The organism is Pseudomonas rhodesiae (assembly GCF_007858255.1).
In the GTDB taxonomy this organism is placed as follows: Bacteria; Pseudomonadota; Gammaproteobacteria; order Pseudomonadales; family Pseudomonadaceae; genus Aquipseudomonas; species Aquipseudomonas rhodesiae.
This window is the reverse complement of sequence record NZ_VFEU01000008.1, coordinates 18,218-29,816: the sequence shown is the minus strand read 5'-3', so window position 1 is coordinate 29,816 and position 11,599 is coordinate 18,218. Positions and strand designations below refer to the sequence as shown.

The 11,599-nt window shown below is 58.4% G+C and carries 11 protein-coding genes; 7 read left to right on the top strand and 4 right to left on the bottom strand.

Going from position 1 to position 11,599, the window contains the following annotated elements; translation table 11 throughout:
* Positions 1 to 4: 4 nt before the first annotated feature.
* From FIV35_RS14060 to FIV35_RS14035, 7 genes are all read left to right on the top strand, one after another.
* On the top strand, positions 5 to 874 hold the full coding sequence (locus FIV35_RS14060; RefSeq protein WP_034137019.1) for a cell division protein FtsQ/DivIB: 870 nt from the start codon (positions 5 to 7) through the stop codon (positions 872 to 874).
* Between the two features lie 15 nt (positions 875 to 889).
* A complete protein-coding gene (gene ftsA, locus FIV35_RS14055; protein WP_034137020.1) occupies positions 890 to 2,152 on the top strand; it encodes a cell division protein FtsA in 1,263 nt (420 codons plus the stop codon).
* Positions 2,153 to 2,269: 117 nt separating this feature from the next.
* On the top strand, positions 2,270 to 3,466 hold the full coding sequence (ftsZ, locus tag FIV35_RS14050) for a cell division protein FtsZ (RefSeq protein ID WP_034095968.1): 1,197 nt from the start codon (positions 2,270 to 2,272) through the stop codon (positions 3,464 to 3,466).
* Positions 3,467 to 3,578: 112 nt separating this feature from the next.
* The gene (gene lpxC, locus FIV35_RS14045; RefSeq protein WP_003171886.1) at positions 3,579 to 4,490 is read left to right on the top strand and encodes a UDP-3-O-acyl-N-acetylglucosamine deacetylase; all 912 of its coding nucleotides are present in this window, start codon (positions 3,579 to 3,581) and stop codon (positions 4,488 to 4,490) included.
* A gap of 192 nt (positions 4,491 to 4,682) precedes the next feature.
* Positions 4,683 to 4,847: a hypothetical protein gene (locus FIV35_RS29600; protein WP_156796370.1), complete on the top strand. Its 165-nt coding sequence runs from the start codon at positions 4,683 to 4,685 to the stop codon at positions 4,845 to 4,847.
* Positions 4,844 to 5,317, top strand: coding sequence for a type III secretion system chaperone (locus FIV35_RS14040; RefSeq protein ID WP_052198918.1), 474 nt, complete (start codon positions 4,844 to 4,846; stop codon positions 5,315 to 5,317). Before FIV35_RS29600 ends, FIV35_RS14040 begins: the two co-directional genes overlap by 4 nt.
* Entirely contained in the window at positions 5,310 to 6,323 is a 1,014-nt protein-coding gene (locus tag FIV35_RS14035; RefSeq protein WP_034137021.1) for a hypothetical protein, read from the top strand. Before FIV35_RS14040 ends, FIV35_RS14035 begins: the two co-directional genes overlap by 8 nt.
* Before the next feature lie 63 nt (positions 6,324 to 6,386).
* On the opposite strand, the gene FIV35_RS14030 is transcribed toward FIV35_RS14035, so the two are convergent.
* The 4 genes from FIV35_RS14030 to FIV35_RS14015 form a co-directional block, all read right to left on the bottom strand.
* Positions 6,387 to 7,880: a sensor domain-containing diguanylate cyclase gene (locus tag FIV35_RS14030; protein WP_034137022.1), complete on the bottom strand. Its 1,494-nt coding sequence runs from the start codon at positions 7,878 to 7,880 to the stop codon at positions 6,387 to 6,389.
* 88 nt (positions 7,881 to 7,968) lie between these two features.
* Entirely contained in the window at positions 7,969 to 9,291 is a 1,323-nt protein-coding gene (locus FIV35_RS14025; RefSeq protein ID WP_034137023.1) for an OprD family porin, read from the bottom strand.
* A gap of 269 nt (positions 9,292 to 9,560) precedes the next feature.
* Positions 9,561 to 10,925 (bottom strand): heavy metal sensor histidine kinase, encoded by a 1,365-nt coding sequence (locus FIV35_RS14020; RefSeq protein WP_034137024.1) that lies wholly within the window; start codon positions 10,923 to 10,925, stop codon positions 9,561 to 9,563.
* Complete coding sequence (locus FIV35_RS14015) at positions 10,915 to 11,592, bottom strand: heavy metal response regulator transcription factor (RefSeq protein ID WP_034095972.1); 678 nt, start codon at positions 11,590 to 11,592, stop codon at positions 10,915 to 10,917. Before FIV35_RS14015 ends, FIV35_RS14020 begins: the two co-directional genes overlap by 11 nt.
* Positions 11,593 to 11,599 lie beyond the last annotated feature (7 nt).

Here is an 11,599-nt window from a genome sequence, read left to right as displayed (position 1 = left end):
CGACATGAAAGGCGCATCGCTTCGTCATCAGCCCCCACGTGCACCGAGCCGCAAGCCGGTGCCCCGGGGTGCCAGTCGCATGGTGGCTAAAGAGCCGATGTCGGCGCGCCTGCCGAAAGCCAATTTTGCTTTCCTCAAGGCGCTGTTCTGGCCGGTGTTGCTGGTGGTATTGGGCTTCGGCACTTATGAAGGCGCGCAGCGTCTACTGCCGTACGCCGACCGCCCGATCACCAAGATCAGTGTGCAGGGCGATCTGAGCTACATCAGCCAGCAGGCGGTACAGCAGCGCATCGGCCCGTTCCTGGCGGCGAGTTTCTTCACCATCGACCTGGCCGGCATGCGCCGGGAGCTGGAGCAGATGCCGTGGATCGCCCACGCCGAGGTGCGTCGCGTGTGGCCGGATCAGGTGACGATCCGCCTGGAAGAACAATTGCCGGTGGCCCGTTGGGGCGACGAGGCGCTGTTGAACAACCAGGGCCAGGCGTTCACCCCGCGTGAGCTGGCCAACTACGAGCACCTGCCGCAGTTGTTCGGGCCGCAGCGGGCGCAGCAGCAAGTGATGCAGCAGTACCAGGCCTTGAGCCAGATGCTGCGGCCACTGGGCTTCTCCATTGCACGCCTGGAATTGCGTGAACGGGGCAGCTGGTTTTTAACAACCGGGGCAGGCAGTTCCGGCCTGGGCATCGAGTTGTTGCTGGGACGCGACCGCTTGGTGGAGAAGATGCGCCGCTTTATTGCCATCTACGACAAAACCTTGAAAGAACAGATTACGAACATTGCGAGCGTCGACCTGCGTTACGCCAACGGCCTTGCCGTCGGCTGGCGTGAACCGGCTGCGCCCACGGCAGCGCAACCCGCTGTCGCGAAGAATTAAGAAGAGGCAGGACCCATGGCAAACGTGCAAAGCGGCAAAATGATCGTCGGTCTCGATATCGGCACCTCCAAGGTGGTGGCGCTGGTGGGCGAGGTCGGGGAAGACGGCGCGATCGAAATCGTCGGTATTGGCACGCATCCGTCCCGGGGCCTGAAGAAGGGCGTGGTGGTGAACATCGAGTCCACCGTGCAATCGATCCAGCGCGCCATCGAAGAGGCGCAGTTGATGGCCGGTTGCCGGATTCACTCGGCGTTCGTTGGCGTGGCGGGCAACCATATCCGCAGCCTGAACTCCCACGGCATCGTGGCGATCCGCGACCGCGAGGTCAGCTCGGCCGACCTGGAGCGCGTGCTCGACGCCGCCCAGGCCGTGGCAATCCCGGCTGACCAGCGCGTGCTGCACACCCTGCCGCAGGACTACGTGATCGATAACCAGGAAGGCGTTCGCGAGCCTTTGGGCATGTCGGGCGTACGTCTGGAAGCCAAGGTCCATGTGGTCACTTGTGCGGTCAATGCCGCGCAGAACATCGAGAAGTGCGTGCGCCGTTGCGGCCTGGAAATCGACGACATCATCCTTGAGCAACTGGCCTCGGCCTACTCGGTGCTGACCGACGACGAAAAAGAACTGGGCGTGTGCCTGGTGGACATCGGCGGCGGTACCACCGATATCGCGATCTTCACCGAAGGTGCGATCCGTCACACCGCCGTGATCCCGATTGCCGGCGACCAGGTGACCAACGACATCGCCATGGCGCTGCGCACACCGACCCAGTACGCCGAAGAAATCAAGATCCGTTACGCCTGCGCCCTGGCCAAACTGGCCGGCGCCGGCGAAACCATCAAAGTGCCGAGCGTGGGCGATCGTCCACCGCGCGAACTGTCGCGTCAGGCCTTGGCTGAAGTGGTCGAGCCGCGCTACGACGAACTGTTCACCCTGATCCAGGCTGAACTGCGCCGCAGCGGCTACGAAGATTTGATCCCGGCCGGCATCGTGCTGACCGGCGGCACCTCGAAGATGGAAGGCGCGGTCGAACTGGCCGAGGAAATCTTCCATATGCCGGTGCGCCTGGGCGTGCCCCATGGCGTCAGGGGCCTGGGCGACGTGGTGCGCAACCCGATTTATTCCACCGGTGTGGGCTTGCTGTTGTACGGACTGCAAAAGCAGACCGACGGCATTTCCCTGTCGGGCCCGAGCAACCGTGACAGCTACCGCAGCGACGACGAAGCCAAGGCTCCGTTGTTCGAGCGGTTACAGGCTTGGGTAAAAGGGAACTTCTAACGAAGTTGGCTTCAAGCGACAAGTTACAAGCTTCAAGCTTGCAGCTCATGGCTTGCAACTTGGAGCTGCTGTAAAGCAGTAGGCGAAAAAACTAGAGAAAACGAAAGGAGAGGGAAAATGTTCGAACTCGTAGACAACATCCCCGCTAGCCCGGTCATCAAAGTGATCGGTGTCGGCGGTGGCGGCGGCAACGCTGTCAACCATATGGTCAAGAGCAACATTGAAGGCGTTGAATTCATCTGCGCCAACACTGATGCCCAGGCGCTGAAAAGCATCGGCGCGCGCACCATCCTGCAATTGGGCACCGCGGTGACCAAAGGCCTCGGCGCTGGCGCCAACCCGGAAGTCGGCCGTCAAGCCGCCCTGGAAGACCGCGAGCGTATTGCCGAAGTGCTGCAAGGCACCAACATGGTGTTCATCACCACCGGCATGGGCGGCGGTACCGGTACCGGTGCTGCGCCGATCATTGCCGAAGTGGCCAAGGAAATGGGGATTCTGACGGTTGCAGTTGTGACCCGTCCGTTCCCGTTCGAAGGTCGCAAGCGTATGCAGATCGCCGACGAAGGCATCCGTCTGCTGTCTGAAAGCGTCGACTCGTTGATCACCATTCCCAACGAGAAGCTGCTGACCATCCTGGGCAAGGACGCGAGCCTGCTGTCCGCTTTCGCCAAGGCTGACGATGTACTGGCCGGTGCCGTTCGCGGTATCTCCGACATCATCAAGCGCCCAGGCATGATCAACGTCGACTTTGCCGACGTGCGTACCGTGATGAGCGAAATGGGCATGGCGATGATGGGCACTGGCTGCGCCAGCGGTCCGAACCGTGCACGCGAAGCTACCGAAGCGGCCATCCGCAACCCGCTGCTGGAAGACGTGAACCTGCAAGGCGCACGCGGCATCCTGGTGAATATCACCGCCGGTCCTGACCTGTCCCTGGGTGAGTACTCCGACGTGGGTAGCATCATTGAAGCCTTCGCTTCCGAGCACGCCATGGTCAAGGTCGGTACCGTGATCGATCCGGACATGCGCGACGAGCTGCACGTCACCGTGGTTGCCACCGGTCTGGGTGCCAAGATCGAGAAGCCTGTGAAGGTCATCGACAACACCCTGCACAGCAGCCAGGCCAGCCAGGCGGCTGCCGCTCCAGCCCCTGCGCGTCAGGAGCTGCCGTCGGTGAACTACCGCGATCTGGATCGTCCGACCGTGATGCGCAACCAGGCTCAGGCCGGTGCTGCGGCGTCCCGTAGCCCGAATCCGCAAGATGACCTGGACTACCTGGACATCCCGGCATTCCTGCGTCGTCAGGCCGATTAATGGAATGTATCAGGGCTATGAAGGTGATTGGTGTTCAGCAAAGGTCTGGTCTGCTATTATCGCCAGCCTTTGTTGATACCAGTTCGCAATTTGCGCTGAAGCGGTCCAAGCCATGATTAAACAACGCACCCTGAAGAATATTATTCGTGCCACAGGTGTAGGTCTGCACTCCGGGGAAAAGGTCTACCTGACCCTCAAGCCTGCACCTGTCGACACCGGCATCGTGTTTGTGCGTGCCGACCTGGACCCTGTGGTGCAGATTCCTGCTCGCGCGGAAAACGTTGGCGAAACCACTATGTCGACCACATTGGTCAACGGTGACGTCAAAGTGGACACGGTGGAGCACTTGCTCTCGGCCATGGCCGGTTTGGGCATCGATAACGCCTACGTCGAGCTCTCCGCGTCCGAAGTCCCGATCATGGATGGCAGCGCTGGACCCTTCGTATTCTTGATTCAATCTGCCGGCCTGGAAGAACAGGACGCAGCTAAGAAGTTCATTCGCATTCTGCGGGAAGTGACAGTAGAAGACGGCGACAAGCGCGCCACCTTCGTTCCGTTCGAAGGCTTTAAAGTGAGCTTTGAGATCGATTTCGATCACCCGGTATTCCGTGACCGCACCCAAAGTGCAAGCGTGGATTTTTCCAGCACTTCGTTTGTAAAAGAAGTCAGCCGCGCCCGTACCTTTGGTTTCATGAGTGACATCGAGTACCTGCGCAAGCACAACCTCGCACTCGGCGGCAGCGTTGAAAACGCCATTGTGGTCGACGCGGATGGTGTACTGAACGAAGACGGCCTTCGCTATGAAGACGAATTCGTGAAGCACAAGATCCTCGATGCAATCGGTGACCTCTACCTGCTGGGCAATAGCCTGATAGGCGAGTTCAAAGGCTTCAAGTCGGGCCACGCCCTTAACAACCAGCTGCTGCGCAAGTTGATTGAGCAGACAGACGCTTGGGAAGTCGTGACCTTCGAAGATGCCAGCACCGCACCGATCTCTTACATGCGTCCCGTTGCGGCGGTGTAAGTAACAACTCTCTTTCTTTAGTTTTTAAAGGCTGCCTTCGGGTGGCCTTTTTTTCGTCTTGTAAAAACCTGGGTGGTTATTCAGAAAGGATACGTTCCATTCAGCGTTATAGAATTTTCTGGCAAAGATTTTACATTTTTCCTGAGTCGGAATTTGAGAGTTCCTAGTGTAGTGTTTCCTCCGAAGCTTGGCATGGATGCTCTGATAATGATGTTGGCCAGTTTCGGAGTTATGACTATGTTTTCTATTTTCAAGGCTGTTGGTATCGATATTGTTGTCGGTAGTTACTCGGCTTTATTGGCGCAGTGGGTTGTACGTTATGAATTTCGTGCTTTGGTTGGAGTTTGCAGAGTATGAAAAAAAATGACGCTGTGTTAAAGCTGTTCGGTGATCAGATTGGTCTGCCTGATCTTAAGTTTGATGAGTGCCAGATGTGCCAACTGAAGATAGAAGGCATGAAGTTGGCGATTTATGATAATCGGGCTCAAAGCTGTATCAGCCTGGTTTGCGAATTTCCCCATGTTGCGATAGATGGCTTGGAAATGGACAGCTGGTACCGTTTGCTATTTGAACGTCAGATGGGCTTCTTGCACGAACATATCCCTGTGGTCGGATTCAATAGTGCTTCCACAGCGCTGTTGGCAATGAGCCATATTGTCGATGGTGATGTGTCGCCCAAACGACTTAGCGAGAAGTTGAATGCCCTTATCGATTGGGTTTTGGAAAGTTCATATATGTTTGACACACGCACTCTGAATTCAGCTCGGGTTATACCTGCCCCGGCCCATCATCAATTCCTTCGTCTCGGTGGTGCTCACTATGCCTAGTATCAGCCAGATCCAGACCCCTGGTTTGATTGATTATGCTAAACACGCCGGAAATGAAGGCGTTTTGCAGGGTAATCATATAGAACGTGTGTTTGCGAAAGCAGACGTGGGAATCGGTAACGGTATCGCTAAACCTTATTCATCAAGCGGCCGGCCTACCATGAATGAAGATGTAGCTGCTCGCCAGATAACCAAAGGAATACGCCAATTTATCAGCGGGAAGTCCCACGAGCGGATGATAAAAAATGGAACGCTATGGAACACCGCTCCTGTCTCTTCGGAAAAAACTTATGTCGATGGTCTTTCTAAGACTAACCTGCGCAATCTTCGAAATGAGTTGGGTGCACTAACTCCGGATGAGAAGCAATTTTTGAATAACTATTTCGAAAGTTCGTTATATGCGACGCATAGTACTGGAGCTCCGGTAAAACGCGACGATGGCAGCGTCGGCTTGTTTTCACGTCAAAAATTGATTGATCGTAATATCATTTTTAATACGGAGAACTCTCCCCAAGAAGATATTAAGATTCTCGGCAATGACGACTTTGTATTTTTTGCCTTGGAAGCGGGTGGCGAGCCAAAAAAACCAAGCAGTCGTTTTGGCGGAACTACCTTTCGTTTTGACTTTGAAAGCCCGGCGTTCAAGGATGCTGCGTGGGTGAGTTTGGTAGAAATGAGGTTTGCGCAAACACCGTATCTTGAACGGCATATCGAACCGCTGACGCAAGGCGAATTTAAGGATATTTCCAGGCGAAAGCTGGAACCTTTCCAGACCGTATTTTCCGGGGACGACATGAAAGCGGGAATCGGACTGTCGATTATCAAGGATCTGCGCAAGTTACCGCCGGAATCAAGTAAACGTCTGCTGGCGGGCACAGGGGAAGAACATATGAATAAGTTGATTAACGGCTTGTATCGTCCTGAGATAAAAGTTGCGAGGCACTTTTTCTCGGATAGCTACATGGAGGCGGCCGTCAAAAAAGATGATAAGACAGGTAAATTGTAAGTGAGTCAGCCAATACTCTACAGACGTCGATAAAGCTTCCTGCGCTCACTGCGCGCGATCGTCTCAATGGCGGGTTGCATCGACTATACGATTACGTCCGCCATGCTTGGCCTCATACAACGCCTGGTCTGCACTGAGCAGCAGTGCTTCCAGGGATTGGCGGTTGCGTTTGTCCCAGGTACTCATGCCGATACTCACGGTAATCGGCCCTTCGCTGCCTGCCGCCCGTGGCAAGTGTTCGACGCTGCTGCGGATATGCTCGGCGATGACCATGGCGCCTGCGGCATCGGTATGGGGCAGCACCACCGCGAATTCCTCGCCGCCATAGCGCGCCGCGAGGTCGGCGGGGCGGCGTATGTTGCCGGCGATCACTTGGGCCACGGTGCGCAGGGCCTCGTCGCCGCCGCTATGGCCGTGGCGGTCGTTGAATGCCTTGAAGTGATCCACGTCGATCATCAGCAGGGTCAGTGGCTCGGTCGAGCGTTGGGCGCGATCCCATTCCTGGCGCAGGCGCTCGTCGAGGATGCGACGGTTGGCCAGGCCGGTCAGGGCATCCGTGGCTGCCAGTTCTGACAGCACCCGTTCGGCGCGATAGCGACGTCGCAGCTCGCGACGCAGCATCCAGGCCAGCCACAACAACCCGACGCACAGAATGCCGGTCGCGCCGCTGGTCAGCAGTGCGGCGCGTTTCCAGGGGGCGAACACATCCTCGCGAGACAGCGCCACCACTACGATCAGCGGCAGTGTGCCCACGGTAGTGAAGGTGTACAGCCGGTCCTTGCCGGTGATGGTCGAGGTTGCCTGGAAGCTGCCATTGCCTTCGCGCAACATGCGCTTGAAGTTCGGTCGCTCGCTCAAATCCTTGTTAATCATGTCGCTTTCGAGCAGCGGCTGTTGGGCCAGCAGGATGCCGTGGGTATTGAGCAGGTTGACGCTGCTACCGTTGCCGATGGCCAGGGTGCTGAACAATTGATCGAAATACGCCAGGCGCATGGTCGCCACTGCAACGCCGGCGAACTCGCCATTGGGCCCCGATACGCGCCGACTGAATGCTATGCGCCACACTTGGTCGCAGTCGCAACGGATCTGGAAGGCCCGGCTGATATACAAACCGGCCTGCGGGTCCTTCAGATGCACCTGGAAATAATCGCGATCAGCGAAATTGCGCGGGGTGGGCCGCAGGGTCGAGGAATCCGCGATCACGTTGCCATTGGCATCCAGCATCAGCACCTCGCCTTTAAAGGGCGCGGCGGTGGATAAATCGAATTGCACCAGGTGTTGGATAGTGGCGTCGACCTTGGTCAGGTCCTCGCGCTGCCTGGCGGCTATCAGCCCCTTGAGGGCCAGGTCGTACAGCTCGACGTTGCGCAGCACATCGGCGTTGATCAGCTGGGCGATATTGGTGGACGAGCGCTTGGCAGCCTGTAGCGTGCTGGTGTGTTCGCGGATCAATAACGCCGCGACGATAATGACGATCAGGACGACGGTGAGGCCGCTGCCCAGAAGGAGCAACAATTGCGGGTGTGCGGAAGGGTGGCGAGCACGGCGTGGACTCATCGGGCAGAACTTCAGCGGTGTGGATGCTGGCAGTTTAGTTCTACCCGATGAAAATTGGATACTCGGCTAATAAAGAAAGATCGGCGCCTCAGAACACATCAATCGGATAATCGACGATCACCCGGTATTCATCCACATCGCGGTCCACTGCCGAGTAGCCGTTGCTGCCACGGTGGGTCGCCCATTGCAGGCGCACGGCCAGATCCTTGACCTGGCCGCCTTGCACCACATACTTCAAATCGATATCCCGCTCCCAGTGCTTGGCGTCCTTACCGTCGGCGCTGTACCAGGCGCTATAGCCACGGCTTTGCGGGTCGACCTGGGTCAAGTCGGTCTTGCCGCTGATGTAGGACACCGCCGTGGTCAGGCCGGGCATACCGAGGCCGACAAAATCATAGGCGTACTTGAGCTTCCACGAGCGCTCATTCGGACCGTTGAAGTCCGAGTATTGCTGGGAGTTATCCAGGTACACGCTGTCGCCCTGGGTGATGTAGTCAAACGGCGTATTGCCGTTAACCCGCTGGTAGGCGGCGGTCACGCTATGGTTGCCCACGCCCACGCTGAAATGCAGGCTCCAGGTGTTGTTGTCGATATCCCCCAACAGGGATTGGCCGGTGTCCTGGGTGTGGTAGTAGTGCAGGCCCGGGTTGAGGCTGACCAGGTCGTTGAGGGCGTAGGTGTAGTCCAGGTCGTAGTAGTACTGATGCCAGACGTCCTTGAGCTCGGACGCATAGAGATTGCTGGTCACCCCCGGCACACCGCTGAACGACACACCGGCCCAATCCAGGTGTTGACTGCTGCGGTTATCGGGCAAGGCGCCGTAGCTCGTGCCGATGCGCCGATGGCCGCTCTGGTTGTAGAGCTTGGTGAAGCTGGCTTGGCCGCCCTCGAACAGCCAGCCGTCCAGGCTATGGTTGCTCAGGCTGACGCCACGAAAAGTCTGCGGCAGCATGCGGGTCATGCCACCGGCAATCACCGGGTTGTTGAGGAACAGGTCACCGGCTTTGAGTTCGGTGTCGAAGGCGCGCATTTTCAGGGTGCCGCCGGCCGTGGAGAACGAACCGGGGGCCTTGCCGCTGTCGCTGCCATAGGGAAGGATGCTGGAACCATCGGTGCCGCCACCACCGTCGAGCTTGAGGCCCAGCATGGCGTGAGCGTCCAGGCCGAAACCGACGGTGCCCTGGGTGTAGCCCGATTCGAAGGTGCCGATAAAACCCTGGCCCCATTCCTTGCTGTCGTCGGTGTGGATGTCGCGACGGTCGCGGTTCATATAGTAATTACGGGTGTCGATTCTAAGGTGTGAACCTTCGACGAAACCGTCGGTGGGGAGGCTGTCTGCTGCGTGGGCGAGGGGGATAATCGTTGCTGCAATCGCGAGAAATAACGGGGTGAACGTTAGTGAGTTCTTCACCGGTAAAGCTCCTTTGGGTCACTCGTAAACGGCCGGTGTCGTGGGGGATGCCCGGCCTTTTTGACGGCAAAAAAAAGCCGCTGAAGGTCAGCGGCTTTAAGACAGATTCCCAGCGTAGAGCCCTGGAAATAAGTCGAGGGAAATTCGGGTAAGCGGGTCAGCTGTCTTTGCCGTCGCGCTCATCGATGCGTCAAATTAACGCAGGCGAGCACTGCGAAACAGAGTGTAACAAGATAATAACTGTTGCCCAAACCGCAACAGTCACGCACTTAGAGCGGTAGGGTGATACCGAAAGTATTGCCACGGGTGTCGCTGCGCACAAACACATCCCCGCCGTGCATCAGCGCAATCGCTTTGACGATGGCCAGCCCCAACCCATGATTCGCCCCGCTGTTACGCCGCGAGGCGTCGACCCGATAGAAGCGCTCGAACAGCCGTGGCAGGTGTTCACTGGCGATTGTTTCGCCCGGGTTGGTCACGGCGATTGCCACCTGCTGCGCCTGCACCTCGATAGCTACGTCGATCACCTGACCTGGCGCGGTGTGTTGCACGGCGTTACTCAACAAGTTGATCAGCGCACGGCGCAGGTGGGCTTTTTCGATCTGTACCTGGGCGTCGCCGTGGACCCGCACTTGCACCTGGGCGTCTTCGAGGATGAAGTCCAAGTAATCGAGGGTGGTTGCCACCTCGTCGGCCAGTGAGCTTTCAATCAGTTTGGTGGCCTTGGTGCCCTGATCGGCGCTGGCCAGGAACAACATGTCATTGACGATCGAGCGCAGGCGTTCCAGCTCTTCCAGGTTCGATTGCAACACCTCCAGATAATGCTCGGCCGAGCGCCCGCGTGTGAGGGCCACCTGGGTCTGGCCGATCAGGTTGGTCAGCGGCGAGCGCAGTTCGTGGGCCACGTCGGCATTGAACGATTCCAGGCGCGAATACGCCTGCTCCACGCGGTCGAGGGTGGCATTGAACGAGTTGACGAATTGATTGAGTTCCGGCGGCAACGGCGATAACTGCAGGCGCCCGGAGAGTTTGGGCGGTGCCAGTTTCTGCGCTTCTTCCGAGAGTTTGCCCAACGGCTTGAGGCCAATGCGCGAGACCCAGAACCCCAGCAATGCCGCCAGCAACACGCCCACCAGCGCCAGGCTGACCAACGCCACCAGCAACTGATGCTGGGTGGCGCGGAAGTTTTCGGTGTCGACGGCGATCATAAAGCGCAGCGGCGGGCGCTGGTCCTTGGCCGGGAACTGGCTGACCAGCACTTTAAGTGGGTAGCGGTGGCCGGGCAGATGCAGGTCGCGCTTACCGGTGGGGCCGGCGGCGAAGGCGCGGATCTGCGCGTCGGGATTGCCGTATTCGTAGGCCGGGTCGTTGCTGACTACCCAGAAGTGAATGCGCTTGTCTTCTTCGCTCAACAGCTTGAGTTTGTTGGTGATCTTGGCCCAGTGGTCCGGCGTGCCGAAGCGGTTCACCGAAGATTCGAGCACGCTGTAGCGCGCGTCCAATTCGGCCCCCGGCAACAGGCCCAGGCCGCGATCCACTTGTTGGTACAGCGCACCGCCGATCAACAGGAAGATCAGCGCCGCCACCAGGGTGAACATGCCGCTCAGGCGCAGCGCAATGGAATTAGCCGGCACTGCGGTTCTCCAGCACATAGCCCATGCCACGGATGGTGTGCAGCAGTTTGTGTTCGAACGGGCCGTCGAGCTTGGCGCGCAGGCGCTTGATCGCCACTTCGACCACGTTGGCATCGCTGTCGAAATTGATGTCCCAGACCATCTCCGCGATGGCGGTCTTGGACAGGATCTCGCCCTGGCGGCGCGCCAATACACTGAGCAGCGAGAACTCTTTGGCGGTGAGGTCCAGGCGCACGCCGTTGCGACTGGCCTTGCGGCTGATCAGGTCGATCCACAGGTCGGCGACCGTCACCTGCACCGGCTCATGCCCGCCGCTGCGGCGCGTCAAGGCTTGCAGGCGCGCCACCAGTTCGAGAAACGAAAACGGTTTGCCCAAGTAATCGTCGGCGCCTTCGCGCAGGCCACGGATGCGGTCTTCCACGCGCTCGCGGGCGGTGAGCATGATCACTGGCGTCTGCTTGCGAGCACGCAAGGCGCGCAACACACCAAAGCCATCGAGGCCGGGCAGCATCACGTCGAGCACGATCACTGCGTAGTCATTCTCCAGGGCCAGGTGCAAGCCCTCGACGCCGTCGCGCGCGACATCCACGGTGTAGCCTTGCTCCGTCAGACCGCGATGCAGGTAGTCCGCGGTTTTCTCTTCATCTTCGATAATCAGGACGCGCATGACCCCG